Raw genomic sequence first — 14800 nt, forward strand, 5'->3', positions numbered from 1 at the left:
CGATGAATGCGGAGTTGGAATCGCTGGCCCGCCGTTTCGCGCAGCTGAGCGCGCCGAAGCGGCGGATCTTCCTGGAGCGGCTGCGAGGCGAGGGACTCGACTTCGCGACGCTGCCGATCGTGCGGCGTGAACCGACCGCCCGGGCCGGCGCCGGCCCGATCGCGACCACCACGGCCACCGCGGCCACCGCGGCCACTGCGGCCACTGCGGCCACGGCGGCCACGGCGGCCACGGCAGCTTCGTCGGTGCCGCTACCGCGAGCCGGGGCCGCATCGCCCGTTCATGACTCGACGGCGCCGCTGGCCTGCGCGCAGCGTGGCCTGTGGCTGGCATGGCAGCGGGCGCCGCAGTCGCCGGCGTACAACCTGGCGGGCCGGCTGAGCCTGCGCGGCCGAGTGAGCCCAGACGCCGTCGCCGCGGCGGTGCGCGGATTGGTCGAGCGCCACGGCGCGCTGCGCACCTGCTTCGGCATCGACGCCGACGGCGAGCCCGAGCAGCGCGTGCGGCCGGCCGGTGACGCCGCCGCCTTCGAGTGGACGCGCCGCGATTGGCCCGTGCCGCGCGACGGTCAGGACGACGCGCTGCGGACCTGCGAGCTCGACTTCGCGAGCCGACCGTTCGACCTCGCGGAGGGTCCGGTGTTCCGCGCGGCGCTGCATGTCTTCGAGGACGAGGCGCTGGAGTTGCTGCTCGGCGTGCACCACATCGCCGCCGACGGCAGTTCGGTGGACCAGCTGATGCAGGAGCTGGTGGCTGACTTGCAAGGGCGTGGCGTGCCGCCGCCATCGGCGGTCGACTACGCGGACTACGCGACCTGGCAACGCCATTGGCTCGAGGCGGGGGAGCAGGACCGGCAGCTCGCCTACTGGCGCGAGCGCCTGAACGGGCTGCCGGCGGCGACCGCGCTGCCGCTGGACCGCGCGCGCGGCCGCGGTCAGCATGCGGGCGGCGAGCTGGTGAGCTTCCAGCTCGATGCCGGCGTGAGCGCCGCGCTGATCGCGCTCGGACGTCAGCATGCGGCGTCGCCGTACATGGTCACCGTCGCCTTGTTGAACCTGCTGGTCGCCCGCTACGCCGGCGAGACCGACGTGTGCATCGGCCTGCCGACGGTCAACCGCGACCGGGTCGAGCTGGAGTCGGTCGTCGGGCACTTCACCAACGTGCTGCCGCTGCGCACGCGCATCGACACGGACGCCGGATTCGTCGCGCTGCTGCTGCAAGTCCGGCGGGGGCTGCTCGATGCGAAGCGACACGCCGAGCTGCCGCTGGACCTGCTCGTCGACCAGCTCGGTGTCGAGCGGCAGCCGGGGTTGCATCCCTTCTTTCAGATCAAGTGCGCGCAGCAAACGGGCGGACAGCCCACGTCGGCAGGGGCCGCCGGGAGGCCCGGCGCGACCGTGGGCGAAGGTGAGAGCGTGGGCGGTGGAGAGGGCGAGAGCGAGGTTGCGCCAGCGAGTACCGCCGCCGAGCTGCAGGTCTCCGCGCGCGGGATTAACGTTGACGACGTCCACTTCGACCTGAGCCTGGACGTGGTCGTCGACGGCGATCGGCTCGGCTTCGACCTCGCGTATGCGACGCAGCTGTTCGATCGCGCCACGATCGATCGCCTGATCGCCGCCTTCCATGCGGTCGCGGCGCAGGCGTCGCGCGATCCGCAATGCGCCATCGGTGCGATGACCCTGCCGGGTTCCGGCTCGGCGCTGATCGCCGATGGCCACGCCACGCCGCCGGACAGCGTGCCGGCGATGTTCACCGCCTTCGCCGAGGCACGCGGCGACGCGACGGCTCTGGTGCAGCGCGATCGCCGTCTCAGCTACGTGGAACTCGCGCGCTCGGCCGACCATTGGGCCGTGCAGCTGCGCGCGCTGGAGATCGGCCCGGAACACCGCGTGGCGATCTGCCTCGAACGATCGCCGGAGTTTGTGCTGGCGATGCTGGCGGTGATGCGATCCGGGGCAGCCTTCGTGCCGCTGGATCCGACGGCACCGCCGGAGCGGCTGCGCCAGGTGCTGCAGGACAGCGGCGCCGCGGCGCTCCTGAGCAGCGAGGTCCCGGCATGGGCCGAGGTCGTGCCGACGCTCGTGCCGCGTTTCGACGCGCCCACGGGCGAGGATGCCCCGCTGCCGTCATCGCTGCCGCATCCCGCCCAGGCGGCCTACGTGATCTACACGTCCGGCTCGACCGGACGGCCAAAGGGCGTGGTCGTGTCGCACGGCGCACTCGCCAACTACGTGCTGGGGCTGTTGACGCGCCTGGCGCTGCCGGCCGGCGCGAGCTTCTCGATGGTCTCGACCGTGGCCGCGGATCTGGGCCACACCGCGCTGTTCGGCGCGCTGTGCAGCGGCGGCGCGCTGCATCTGCCCGACGCCGCCGAAGCCTTCGACCCCGATGCCTTCGCCGCGCACATGGCGCGTCATCCGGCCGACGTGCTGAAGATCGTCCCCAGCCATCTGCGCGGTCTGCTCAACGCGCGCGATGCCGCGGCTGTGCTGCCGGCGCGCGCGCTGGTGCTCGGCGGCGAGGCGGCCGATGAATCGCTGCTGCGCCAGATCCGCCAGCTGCGCCCCGACCTGCGCGTGGTCAATCACTACGGCCCGACCGAGACGACGGTCGGCATGCTGACCCACGCGCTCGCGCCGTCGGAGACCGCGCCGGACATCCTGCCGCTCGGCCGCCCGCTGCCGGGCATGACCGCCTACGTGCTGGACGAGCGGATGAACGTCCTGCAGCCGGGCATGGCCGGCGAGCTCTTCGTCGGCGGTCCCGGCGTGGCGCGCGGTTATCTCGGCCAACCGGGCCTGAGCGCGAGCCGCTTCGTCGCCTCGCCGTTCGCGGACGGCGAGCGGCTCTATCGCACCGGCGACCGCGTGCGCCTGCGCAGCGACGGAACGCTCAGCTTCCTGGGCCGACAGGACGACCAGGTCAAGATCCGCGGCTACCGCGTCGAGCCCGGCGAGCTGCAAGGCGTGCTGCGCGAGGCGCCGGACGTGGCCGATGCCTTCGTGCTCGCGGGCACCGGCGACCAGGGCCGCGCCGAGTTGTGGGCCTACGTGGTCCCGAGGACCGGCGCGGCGATCGACGTGGCGGCCTTGCAGGCCGGCCTGCGCCAGCGCGTGCCGGCCTACCTGCTGCCCGCCGCCGTGATGGTGCTGCCGGCGCTGCCGCTGAGCGCCAACGGCAAGGTCGACCGCCGTGCGTTGCCGCGGCCGGCGTTGCCCGATGCCGACGACGTCGCCGTCGGGCAGGGGGCGGAAGGCGTTCAGACGCGCGATCCGTCCGAGCAGGCGCTCGCCACCCTCTGGGGCGAGCTGCTGAACCTGCCGCCCGAGCGCATCCGCGCCGAGGACAGCTTCTTCGACCTCGGTGGCGACTCCGTCCTCAGCCTCAAGCTGATCGCGCGCATCCGGCGCCAGGTCAAGGGCGGCGCGCGGTTGTCGCTGCCGGCGGTGATGCAGGCCGCGAACCTCGGCGAGCTGGCGGCGTCGCTGCGACGCGGGTTGGAGGAATCGCACGACGCGGTGCGCCTCGCGCCTGGGCCGGGCGCCGTCCCGGCATCCGGATCGACAGCGGCGTCCGCGGCATCGGCGGCAACTGAACCTGCATCGGCGGCGATGTCAGCGTCCCAAGCGTCTTCCGGATCGACAGCCGCTTCGACCGCGGCGGGCCTGCCGCTCTACTGCATCCCCGGGATGATCGTGAACACGCGCGAGTTCTCCGCGCTGGCCGACGCGCTCGGCCGTGACCGGCCGGTGCATGCCTTCGTCAGCCATGTCTACACCGGCAAGCGCTGGCGCGGTTTCTCGATCCCGGCGCTGGCCGCCGAGTACGCCGACTACATCGAGGCGACCGCGCCCGGCGCGCGTTGCGCGCTGCTGGGCTGGTCCTCGGGCGGCGACCTGGCGCACGAGGTGGCGCGCTTGCTGAAGGGCCGCGTCGACGTGCGCTTCGCCGCGATGGTCGACGTCTTCGAGACCGAGCCGTTGCGCACCGAGGCCGTGCTCGACGACACCCGCCGCGCGGCGGCCGACGCGACCCTCGCCGATTGGCTGGCCCAGTCGTCGATGGCCGATCGGTGGCGCGACCTGCTCGACCGCATGGACGAGCCGGCCCGCGCTTTCGTGGCCGAGAACGCGTTGCGCGAGGACGTCCCGCTGCCGTTGGACGGCGACGGCGAGGACGCGGCCGAGTACCTGCTCTGGACCACGCTGGACAAGCGCCTGCAGGCGACCCGCCATCGCCATGAAGCGAGCGACACGCCGCTGCACGTGTATCAGGCGCAGGAGTCGCTGAGCGCCGAAGGCACGCTGCGCGACTGGTCCGCGCTGGCGCCGGTCCTCGCGACCCGCCACATCCCGGCGGCGACGCACCTGGACATCATCCGCAGCCCGGCGCTGCTGGCCGATCTGGCGGAGCGGCTCGCCGCCGCCGACCGCGGCGGATGAAAAAAGGCTGCCCGGGCCGGAGCCCGGGCAGCCATCATGTCGGGCACCCCCCGCCGGGGCGCCCGGAGCAATCGCTCGAGAGGGGCCGGGCCCCTCCGGATCGACCGGTCAAGGAAAGGGCCGTGGCCTCGGCTGGCCGGTCCCAGTCCTCGATCCTCGGTCCCGATCCTGGTCAGGTCAGAAGTGGTACTTGGCGCTCAGCAGCAGCGCGCGTTGTTCGCCGCGGAAGAAGCTGCCATAGGCGGCGGATGCGTAGTACTTCTTGTCGAACAGGTTGCTGCCGCTCAGCGCGAAGCGCCACGGTCCGGTGACGTAGCGCACCGACGCGTCGACCAGCGTGTAGGCCGGCTCGGACGAGGTGTTGGCCTCGTTGTTCCAGCGCTTGCCGACATAGCGGAGTCCACCGCCGAAGCCCAGGCCCGACAGCGCGCCGTCGGCCACCGTGTAGTCCAGCCACAGCGAGCCGGTGCGCTCGGGCACCAGCATCGGCGTCTTGTCGAGCTCGACCGGGTTGACGGTCTTGACGACCTTCAGGTCCAGCGCGGTGAACGACGCGGTCAGGTTCAGCTGCCGCGTCAGTTCCGCCTTGGCCGACAGCTCCAGCCCGCGCGAGCGGACCGCGCCGATCTGGTGGGCCTCGAAGCTGACCGGGTCGTAGCCGACGACGTTGGTCTTCTTCAGGTCGAAGACGGCGGCGGTGAACGAGTAGGGCAGATGGGTCGGCAGGTACTTCACGCCGACCTCGACCTGGCGGCCGTCGCTGGGCACGAAGGTCTTGCCGGTGTAGTCGACGCCGACGTTGGGCACGAAGGATTCGGCGTAGCTGACGTATGGCGCCCAGCCGTTGCCCAGCAGGTAGTTCGCGCCGACGCGGAAGGTCGTCGCGCTGTCCTTCTGGCGCGACTGCGCGGAGGCGAGCCGGTCCTCGCCGTCGGTCTTGACGCGGTCATGGCGCGCGCCCAGCGTGAAGCGCCAGTGGTCGCCCCACTGGATCTGGTCCTGCGCGTAGAAGCCCAGCTGGGTCGTGGTGGCCTCGTTGTCCGCCACCGGCGTCTTCGGCCGCGGCAGGTCGACGTTGTAGACCGGGTTGAGCAGGTCCAGCGGCGTGGTCATGTCCTGCCAGCGCTGCCAGCGCGCCTTGCTGCGGTCCCAGTCGGCGCCGAACAGCAGCCCGTGGCGCAGCTCGCCGGTGTCGACGGTGCCCTGCAGCGTCGTGTCGGTCGTCGCCTCCCGCACCGACTCGACGTCGTGCCGCGCCTGGCGCAGCAGCGTGCGGCCGTCCTCGTCGATGAAGGACAGGATGTGGTTCTTGTCCATCGTGCGGCGCACGTAGCGCAGCTTGTGGCCCAGGCGCCAGCCGTTGTCGAAGCGGTGCTCCAGCTGGTAGCCGCCGGCGTCCGAGCCGGTCACCATGCGGCTGTAGCGCGGGTCGCCTTCCTTGATGTCGGTCGGCTTGCCGTCCGGCCCGGTGACGTACTGGATGTCGTCGGACGCGTCGTCGCGCAGGTGCTCGGCCTGCAGGATCAGCGAGGTGCGCGGCGTGAAGTCCCAGCGCAGCGACGGCGCGACGTAATCGCGCTGGCGCTTCATCCGCTGGCCGGTGGGGTACTTCTCCTGCGTGCCGGTGTCCAGGTACAGGCCGACCAGGCGGTAGCGCAGCTTGCCGTCCTCGGTCAGCGCGCCGCCGATGTCGGCCGCGGCCTGCTTGCGGTCGAAGCTGCCGGTCTGCAGCTCGATCTCGTTGACCTGGTCGGGCGTGGGCGTCTTGCTGACGCGGTTGACCACGCCGCCGACGTCGCCCTTGCCGAACAGCACCGACGACGGGCCCAGCAGGATCTCCAGCCGCTCCAGGCCGTAGATCTCGGTCTGCACGCCCAGGAAGGTCATGCCGACGGTCTGCACCATGCCGTCGCGGTAGCTGCTGGAGTTCCAGCCGTCGAAGCCGCGCAGCACCACCCAGTCCGGCGCGCGCGAGTCGGCGCCGTACGGGTTCACCGACACGCCGGGCGTGCCCCGGACCGCTTCGGTCAGCGTGGTCAGGCCCATGTTCTCCATGTCGCGCGCGGTGATCACGTGCAGCGACTGCGGCACCTCGATCAGCGGCGTGTCGGTCTTGGTGCCGGACGAGGCGCGCTTGACGACGGTGCCCTTGTCGCCGTTGCGGTTGCCGTCGACGCGGACGGTGGGCAGCGCGGGCTGGGCCGTGTCGGCGGCCGGCGCTTCCTGCGCGCGGACCGGACCGGCGGCGGCCAGGCCGGCCAGGGCCGCCGCCGCGGCCAGCGCGGTCAGGGAGACGCCGGAAGCGCCGGCGGACGGCGCGACAAGACGGGAAGGACGGGAAGAACGGGAAACGGGGGACGGGCGGGGGGAGGAAACCCGGGCGGGGGCGGTCATCGTGTTGCTCATGGTGGTGGACGGAATTTCTTGTTCTTGCGGCCGGCGGCGCGGCTGTCGCCAGGGGGCGACCCGAAGCCGCGCCGGGCCGGAGGGAGCGTCGGGGCGGCGCGCTACAGGGCGCCCGCCGTCTGCGGCGAGGGATGGTGGTGGGCCTTCAGCAGGGCGTCGCAGATCTCGCCGGTGCGCACCGCCGTCACCGACAGCAGCGTGTCGCTCAGGCCGTGCGTGTCCTCGCAGGCGCCCTGCAGGAAGACCGCCGGGCGGAAGCCGGCCGGGCCGCGCACGCGGTAGTGGCGGTCGACGGCGAACTCGCCCAGCCACGGCGCCAACGGCGCCAGCAGGCCGCGGTGCATCTCGCGCTCGTAGCCGGTGGCCAGCACGACCGCGTCGTAGCGCTCCAACGTCGCCTGGCCGTCGTGCAGTTGCCGCAGGCGCAGGTGCAGCCCGTCGCGGTCGGCGGTGACGGCCTGGACCTCGTGGCGGCGCAGCAGCCGCAGCCGCGTGTTGCCGTGCACCTTCTGCTCGTAGAGCACCTTGTAGATCTGCTGGATCAGCTCCAGGTCCGGGCAGGCGTAGTTGGTGTGCCAGAACTCGCGCAGCATCTGCGAGCGCTCGACATCGCTGGCGCTGTAGACGTCGTCGATGAACTCGGCATTGAAGATCTCGTTGACGAAGGGGCTGTCGTCGGACGGCTTGATCGCCCGCGCCCGCATCACCAGGTCGACCTGCATGTCCTCGCCCCGGCCCTGCAGGTCCAGGAAGATTTCCGCCGCGCTCTGGCCGGCGCCGATGACGGCGACCTTGCGCGCGCGCGGCAGCCGCGCGATGCCGGAGCGGTAGCGGCTGGAGTGGAAGACCCGCGCGTCGCCATGCAGCGGCCGGAAGACCTCCGGCACGTTGGCGCTGCCGCCGGGGCTGACGACGAGGTGGCGCGCCAGGCGGTCCCGCACCTGGCCGTCGGCGCCGCGCGCGCGCACGCGCAGCGCGTCGATGACGTCGCGGTCGTGCGCGGCGCGCTCGGGCAGCACCTCGATCACCTCCTCGCCGTAGGCGCAACAGTCGTCGAACTGCGCGGCCGCCCAGGCCAGGTAGTCGTTGAACTCCAGCCGGCTGGGATAGAAGGTCTTCAGGTTGATGAAGTCGGCCAGGCGGCGCTTCTCGTGCAGGTAGTTCAGGAAGCTGAAGCGGCTGGTCGGGTTGCGCAGCGTCGCCAGGTCCTTGATGAACGAGATCTGCATGTGCGTCTGGTCCAGCAGCATGCCGGGGTGCCAGGCGAAGGCGTCCTGGCGCTCGATGAAGAGCGCGTCGAGGCGGCGTCCGGGCGCGCGCTGCTCGTCCAGCGCGACGGCCAGCGCGATGTTGGACGGGCCGAAGCCGACGCCCACCAGGTCGTGGATCTGCGGTTGCATGCTCAGGCCTCCTTCACGGCGGTGGCGGGGACGGCGGCTTCCACGCGGGGCCACCACAGCGCGTCGGTGAAATAGCGCTCGCGCAGCAGCAGCACCAGCATCGCGCGCTTGTGGGGGAAGTCGAATTCCTTGACCTTGGCGTAGCCGGAGCGGTCCAGGTTGCGGATCTGCTGCGCGTGGTCCGCGCGCGGCTCGCCGACGGCGCGATCGGTGCGCGGGTCGTCGAGGAAGAGGTAATGCGAGATCGACGTCAGCCAGGCCGTCGCGATGCCCTTGCCGCGGAACGACGGCTCGCCGATCAGCACATGCCAGCCGCGGTCGTGGTCGTCGGCGTCGTAGAACGGCGCCACGCGGTTTTCCTTGGTCCAGTACACCTCGAAGTAGCCGAAGGGCTCGCCGTCGAGGCTGGCGATCATCGGGTAGATGTGGGGATCGGCGGCCAGGCCGGCCAGGTAGGCACGGTGCTTGTCGAGGTCGCCGGCCTCGTCCCAGACCTTGGCGACCGCGGGCTCGTTCATCCAGCGGTTCAGGCGCTCGAGGTCGGTGGCCGCGTCGGCCATCCGGAACGAGAAGGTCTTGCCCAGCCACGGGATGAAGCGCTGGTAGACCAGGCCCTCGGGCTTGGGCGGGCGCAGCGGATGTCGCTTGCCCTGGCTGAGCGCGTACTGCAGCGGCATCACCGGCGGCACCGCCGGTTTCCACAGCCGGGGCAGTTGCCACAGCAGCTCGCGGGTGGCGCGGACGGCGCCCGGGGCGCCCTCGACGCCGGCGTCGCGCAGCAGCGCGCCCATGCGGAACAGCTCCGCCGGCCACTCGGCGCCGGTGAGGCGGCAGTCGCGGAAGGCGGGGTGGAAGGTGAAGGTCGCCTCCAGCGCGGCGAGCACGCCGTCGACGCCGGGCGTCGAGGCGCCGGACCAGGCGAGTTCCAGGCCGGCCGGGCCGGTCGTGAACGACCAGCGCTGCGGCGCCGGGACGCCCTCGGCCTGCACCAGCAGGGCGTGGCCGTCGCGCAGGACGGCATGGGGAACTCCGCCGGGGTAGCTGCGGAGGGTGGTGACTTCGCTCCAGTCCAGATCGGAGGCCGCGGGATCAGACATCGGAAAACTCCTCAAGGTGGCCAATCCCTGTCTGGACGATCCAGCGATCCGGATGTTCAGACCGGGGCGTGTTGAACATCCGCCGCGTCGGATCGTCTGGGCAGGGACGGGCGCGCGCCCGAGGGCGGCGCGTGCCCGCCCACTCCCCGACGCGGGCCTCCGGCCCCGGTTTTCATTGGCGACGACAAGGATCCAGATGACAGCGAACAGCGGATGGCATGAAGGGCGAGCGGCGTCTCGCCGCGGGCGGCGCGCATGGGCGCTGGCAGGCGCGGCGGCGGTCGCGCTGCTGGGCGCGCAGGGCCTGGCGCAGGCCCGGGACACCGGCAAGGCGGGCCAGGCCGAGGCGGCCGGAAAGGCCGGAAAGGCCGGACGGGCCGCCAAGGCCCGCGTGGCGCTCGCGCCGGGCGATGTCGAGATCCGGCGCACGACCGACGGCATCCCGCACCTGAAGGCCAAGGACTGGCGCTCGCTGGGCGCGGGGATCGGCTACGTCCAGGCGCAGGACGCGCTGTGCACGCTGGCCGAGGCCTTCGTCACCTACGAGGGGCGGCGCTCCTGGTTCTTCGGCCCGGACGAGCGCCCGGCGCGTCACGCGACCTTCGGCCGGTCGAAGAACCTGGACCTGGACTTCTTCTTCCGCGGCTTCGCCGACGAGGCGGTGACGAAGCGCTATCGCGCCGAGCAGCCGGCCGAGCTGAACGACCTCGTCGACGGTTTCGCGGCGGGCTACAACCGCTACCTCGCGGAGTTCCGCCAGGACCCGAAGGCGCAGGCGGGCCGGCCCTGCGCCGGCGCCGACTGGCTGCGCGAGATCAGCGCCGACGACCTCTACCGCCGCATGTACGCGGCGCAGGTCGCGGCCGGCCTGGCGCGCTTCATCCCAGAGATCGTCAATGCGAAGCCGGCTCATCTGCCGGCCGCCGCCGCGCCGGCAGCGTCGAGTGCATCGAGCGCATCGGCTGTATCGACCGCTTCCCCCGCGCTGGCTGTCGCGTCCATCGGTAGGCCCGGGCGCGATCTCGACGGCGCCGAACCGCTGCAGTCGCGCCTGTCTCACTCGATCGGCGAGCAGCCGGCGCTGGGCAGCAACATGCTGGCCTTCGGCCGCGAGGCCACCGGCGAGGACCAGGCGCTGCTGATCGGCAATCCGCACTGGTTCTGGGGCGGGCCGGACCGCTTCTATCAGATGCACCTGACCGTGCCGGGCCAGCTCGACGTGGCGGGCGTGTCCTTCCTGGGCGTGCCGGTGGTGATGATCGGCTTCAACGACCAGGTGGCGTGGAGCCACACGGTGTCGGCGGCGCGGCGCTTCGGGCTGTTCCAGCTGACGCTGGATCCGGCGGACCCGACGCGCATCCTGCGCGACGGCCAGTCCGAGCGGCTGGAGGCGAGGGAGGTGCGCGTCGAGCTGCGCGGTCCCGACGGCAAGCCCGCGCCGGTGACGCGCACGCTGTACCGCAGCCGCTTCGGCCCGGTGGTGGACCTGGGCCGCCACAACGCGGCCTTCGGCTGGACCGGGCGGACCGCGATCGCGATCCGCGACGCCAACGAGCAGAACTTCGGCGCCTTCCGCAACTTCTTCCGCTGGAACCGGGCGGCGTCGCTCGACGAGTTCATCGCGATCCAGCGCGGCGAGGCGGCCACGCCGTGGGTGAACACCTCGGCGATCGGGCGTGGCGACGGGCGGGTCTGGTTCGCCGACATCGGCCCGGTGCCCAACGTGCCCGACGCCTTGCGCGCCGCCTGCGGCACGCCGTTGGGCGCGGGCTTCGCGCAGCTCGACCCGACGACGCCGTTCCTGGACGGCAGCCGCGCGGCCTGCGACTGGAGCGAGGCGCCCGGCGCGACGAAGCCGGGGCTGATGCCCGCGGAGGCGATGCCGGCGCTGCTGCGGCGGGACTACGTCGCCAACATGAACGACAGCTACTGGCTGACCAACGCGAGCGCGCCGCTGGAGGGCTATCCGACGGTGCTCGGCGGGGAGCGCAAGGCGCTGACGCTGCGCGGGCGGCTGGGACACCAGATGGCCGGCGAGCTGCTGAAGGCGGACGCGCGCTCGGCCGGGGCGTTGAGCCGCCGCCTGAAGCAGGCGGCGCTGACGCCGCGGGCCTACTCGGCGGAGCTGTTCAAGGACGAGGTGCTGCGCCAGGCGTGCGCGAGTCCGGTGGTCGAGTGGCCGGTGGCGACGGCCGCTTCCGGCCCCGCTGCCGCATCGGCCGGTGCCGCGGCCTCCGCCGCCACGGCTGCCGGTGCCGGGGTTCCCGCATCGGCGCCAGCGCCGGCGATGCAACGGGTCGATATCGCCCAGGCCTGCGAGGTGCTGCGTCGCTGGGACGGTCGCGCCGACGCCAATGACCACGGCGCGCTGTTGTGGGATGCGTTCTGGGACCGCGTCGACGCGCTGCCCGACGCGGCGCTGTATCGCGTGCCCTTCGCCGCGGACAAGCCGCTGGTGACGCCAGCGTCGCCGGGCGCCGCGGACGGGCGCGTCGCGCGCGCGCTCGCCGAGGCGGTGCAGGCGCTGCAGGCCAAGGGCCTGCCGCTGGATGCCGCCGTCGCGCGGCATCGCGAAGTGGCCAGCGGCGGGCAGCAGTTGCCGATCTACGGTGGCTGCCATTCGGCGGGGTACTTCGTCGTCGCCTGCAACAGCGAGGGCGGTGAGCGCATGGGTCCGAATACCTCGGGCAACACCTACCTGCAGGTCGTGAGCTTCGGCGCGGCCGGCGTCGAGGCGTTCACGCTGCAGGCCGCCGGCCAGGACGAACGCGCGCTGGACGCGGGCATCGGGCTCGATCCGATCCGGCGCTATTCGCGCAAGGACTGGCTGCCGTTCCCGTTCCACGAGCGCGACATCGCGCGCGATCCGGCGCTCAAGCGGTCGGTGCTGTCGTTCTGAGCGTGGCCCGGTGCTGCGGCGCCAGCGGGCAGCCGCCGCAGTAGGGCTGCTCGGGCAGCAGGTAGTACAGGCAGCAGTGGCGGTGCAGCGTCACCCGCTGCCCGGCCGCGTCGCAGGCGCTGCGGCGCGGCAGCGCGAGCATCGGGTTGCCGCGCCCTTCCGGCCAGGAGCCGCCTTCGAGCAGCATGGCCTGGTCCGCCACCAGCGGCGGCAGCGGGCCGGCGAGGGCGATGCCCTGCTCGAGGATCTCGCCCAGGTAGCGGGCGGTGTTGGCCCAGAGGATCTTCTCGGCCACGCGCGTCTCGCGATGCAGCGCGGCGAAGAGCGGCTGCAGGTGCTCGTGCAGCAACGGCGAATAGCGCTCGACCGTGCCGGTGCCGGGCATCGCCTCGCCGAGGTCGCCGATGTGGAAGCGCACCGGGTGCGCGTCGTCGTCCAGCACCAGCGCCATGCGCGCGGGGCTGACCGGAAAGCGGTGCTGCAGCAGGCTGGCCGCGGCAACGACCGGCGGCAGCAGCGTCCACAGGTAGTCGAGGCTCCACGCGGAGGCGACGGCGCGCCAGTCGCGGCCGGTCACGCCCAGGTGGCCGGCGTGGCGCGCCATCACGTCGGCGAGCAGCCCCGGCCGCGACACCAGGTCGGCGACGAGGATCGCCCCTGGCGGAGGCGGCGAGCACTGGACGGTTTCGCCATGGGGCGCCCAGTCGCCCTGGAAGATCGGTTGCAGCAGCGGAATCATCGACATCGGTGTCCGGAGCTGGTTCCGGTCTCGAGACAGGACGAACGGCGACCGTCGCTTGTTCAGCCGCTGCCGCACCCGCTGAACATGCGTGGGGTCTGAGGCGTCAAGGGGGGAGCGTCGCGCGGTCGCGCGTCGTCTTTTCCTCGGCATTACCTCGGGATGGGTGCACCGTGCTTGCTTATCTGATTCGACAGTCCCGCCTGCTGCTGTGGGCGGCGGGCTTGGCCAGCGTGGTCACCGGCGTGTGCAGCGTGCTGGTGGTGGCGCAGATCAACATGGCGCTGACGCAGGAGGCCGGCGCGGACCGGACGGTCCTGGCCTGGCGTTTCGCCGCGGCGGCGCTGGGCGCGATGCTGAGCCAGATGGTGGCCTCGGTGATGTTCGAGCGCCTGAGCCAGCGGGCCCACGCGGAGCTGCGGCGCTTCATTTCGGCGCGGGTGCTGTCGGCGGACTTCCGCCGGCTGGAGGAACTGGGCGCGCCGAAGGTGCAGTCCGCGCTGTCCGAGCACAGCGCGAAGGTGGCGGAGTTCTTCGTCAGCTTCCCGACGATCCTGGTGAACACCATCATCGTGGTGGGCTGCATGGTCTACATGGCTCTGCTGTCGTGGCAGGTCTTCGCCGCGGCGGTGCTGGTGATCGGGCTGGGCTCGCTGGGCTACCACCTGGCGCACCTGCGGGCGATCCGGCACCTGGACACGGCGGCCAAGGAGCAGGACCGGCTGTTCGACCACTTCCGCTCGCTGGTGGACGGCGCGAAGGAACTGCGGCTGAACGCCGCCAAGCGCGAGCGCTTCGCCGGCGCGGTGCTGGGCGATTCGATCGAGACGGTGCGGCGCGAGCGGGCGACGGGGATGTCGGTGTTCGTGCTGTCGGCGTCGTGGGGCAATTTCCTGATCTACGGCTTCATCGGGCTGGTGCTGTTCGTGCTGGTCGGCGACGTGCCGGACCGGGCGCGGGTGATGACGGGCTTCGCGCTGGTGTTCGTCTACATGGTGGCGCCGCTGGAGACGCTGCTGCTGTGCCTGCCCAAGGCCAACCTGGCCAAGGTCTCGGGCGCGCGCATCGACGAGATCGCCAAGCAGCTCGAGCGCGTCGAGCGCGAGACGACGCCGGTGCCGGCGCGGACTTTCCGCAGCGTGGCGCTGAACGGGATCGGCCACCGCTACTTCCACGAGGGCGCCAATGAGATGTTCGCGCTCGGGCCGGTGCACCTGCAGTTCCGGCCGGGGGAGATCACCTTCCTGGTGGGGGGCAACGGCAGCGGCAAGACGACGCTGGCCAAGCTGCTGGCGGGGCTGTACCGGCCGGACGGCGGGGCGATCGCGCTCGACGGCGAGCCGGTGACGGATGCCAACCGGGACGCGTATCGCCAGCTGTTCAGCGCGATCTTCTCGGACTTCCATCTGTTCGAGCAGCTGCTGGACGGGGCGTCGACGGAGCTCGACGAGCGCGGCAACCAGTTGCTGGAGAAGCTGCTGCTGGACAGCAAGGTGCAGGTCAAGGACGGCGCGTTCACGACGCGCCAGTTGTCGCAGGGCCAGCGCAAGCGGCTGGCGCTGGTGGTGTCCTACCTGGAGGACCGGCCGTTCCTGATCTTCGACGAATGGGCGGCGGACCAGGATCCGGTGTTCAAGGAGGTCTTCTACCGGGAGCTGCTGCCCGAACTGCGGGCGCAGGGGAAATGCGTGCTGGTGATCTCGCACGACGACCGGTACTTCCACCTCGCTGACCGCGTCGTGCGGATGCAGGACGGGCAGGTGGTGGGGCAGAGGAAGGAAGAGCCCGCGGCGGTGGCGGTGCCGTCGTTGGGGTGA

7 protein-coding genes are annotated in these 14800 nt (G+C 72.0%); 3 read left to right on the forward strand and 4 right to left on the reverse strand.

Annotated elements, in window-relative coordinates; all coding sequences use genetic code 11:
- Positions 1–2: 2 nt before the first annotated feature.
- Positions 3–4442, forward strand: coding sequence for an amino acid adenylation domain-containing protein (locus N5D62_RS07735; protein WP_279757097.1), 4440 nt, complete (start codon positions 3–5; stop codon positions 4440–4442).
- Positions 4443–4619: 177 nt separating this feature from the next.
- Here the strand turns inward: N5D62_RS07735 and N5D62_RS07740 are convergent, their stop codons facing one another.
- The 3 genes from N5D62_RS07740 to N5D62_RS07750 form a co-directional block, all read right to left on the reverse strand.
- Positions 4620–6836: a TonB-dependent siderophore receptor gene (locus N5D62_RS07740; RefSeq protein ID WP_279757098.1), complete on the reverse strand. Its 2217-nt coding sequence runs from the start codon at positions 6834–6836 to the stop codon at positions 4620–4622.
- Between the two features lie 113 nt (positions 6837–6949).
- Positions 6950–8248, reverse strand: a complete 1299-nt coding sequence (locus N5D62_RS07745; protein ID WP_279757099.1) for a lysine N(6)-hydroxylase/L-ornithine N(5)-oxygenase family protein — start codon at positions 8246–8248, stop codon at positions 6950–6952.
- 2 nt (positions 8249–8250) lie between these two features.
- Positions 8251–9345, reverse strand: a complete 1095-nt coding sequence (locus N5D62_RS07750; RefSeq protein ID WP_279757100.1) for a GNAT family N-acetyltransferase — start codon at positions 9343–9345, stop codon at positions 8251–8253.
- A 196-nt stretch (positions 9346–9541) separates the two neighbouring features.
- Here N5D62_RS07750 and N5D62_RS07755 point away from each other — a divergent pair, with 196 nt between their 5' ends.
- Positions 9542–12244 (forward strand): penicillin acylase family protein, encoded by a 2703-nt coding sequence (locus N5D62_RS07755; protein ID WP_279757101.1) that lies wholly within the window; start codon positions 9542–9544, stop codon positions 12242–12244.
- Here N5D62_RS07755 and fhuF read toward each other — a convergent pair.
- Positions 12219–12989, reverse strand: a complete 771-nt coding sequence (gene fhuF, locus N5D62_RS07760) for a siderophore-iron reductase FhuF (RefSeq protein ID WP_279757102.1) — start codon at positions 12987–12989, stop codon at positions 12219–12221. The two genes, N5D62_RS07755 and fhuF, sit on opposite strands and share 26 nt — an antisense overlap.
- 167 nt (positions 12990–13156) lie before the next feature.
- On the opposite strand from fhuF, the gene N5D62_RS07765 reads away from it, so the two are divergent.
- The gene (locus N5D62_RS07765) at positions 13157–14800 is read left to right on the forward strand and encodes a cyclic peptide export ABC transporter (protein WP_279757103.1); all 1644 of its coding nucleotides are present in this window, start codon (positions 13157–13159) and stop codon (positions 14798–14800) included.

Origin of the sequence: Mitsuaria sp. GD03876 (assembly GCF_029840635.1) — a bacterium.
In the GTDB taxonomy this organism is placed as follows: domain Bacteria; phylum Pseudomonadota; class Gammaproteobacteria; order Burkholderiales; family Burkholderiaceae_C; genus Roseateles.

What these genes read in the sequence shown, in the direction of transcription:
- N5D62_RS07735 (WP_279757097.1), top strand. Translation starts at nt 3, where the DNA reads ATGAATGCGGAGTTGGAATCGCTGGCCCGCCGTTTCGCGCAGCTGAGC.
- N5D62_RS07740 (WP_279757098.1), bottom strand. Translation starts at nt 6,836, where the DNA reads ATGACCGCCCCCGCCCGGGTTTCCTCCCCCCGCCCGTCCCCCGTTTCC.
- N5D62_RS07745 (WP_279757099.1), bottom strand. Translation starts at nt 8,248, where the DNA reads ATGCAACCGCAGATCCACGACCTGGTGGGCGTCGGCTTCGGCCCGTCC.
- N5D62_RS07750 (WP_279757100.1), bottom strand. Translation starts at nt 9,345, where the DNA reads ATGTCTGATCCCGCGGCCTCCGATCTGGACTGGAGCGAAGTCACCACC.
- N5D62_RS07755 (WP_279757101.1), top strand. Translation starts at nt 9,542, where the DNA reads ATGACAGCGAACAGCGGATGGCATGAAGGGCGAGCGGCGTCTCGCCGC.
- fhuF (WP_279757102.1), bottom strand. Translation starts at nt 12,989, where the DNA reads ATGTCGATGATTCCGCTGCTGCAACCGATCTTCCAGGGCGACTGGGCG.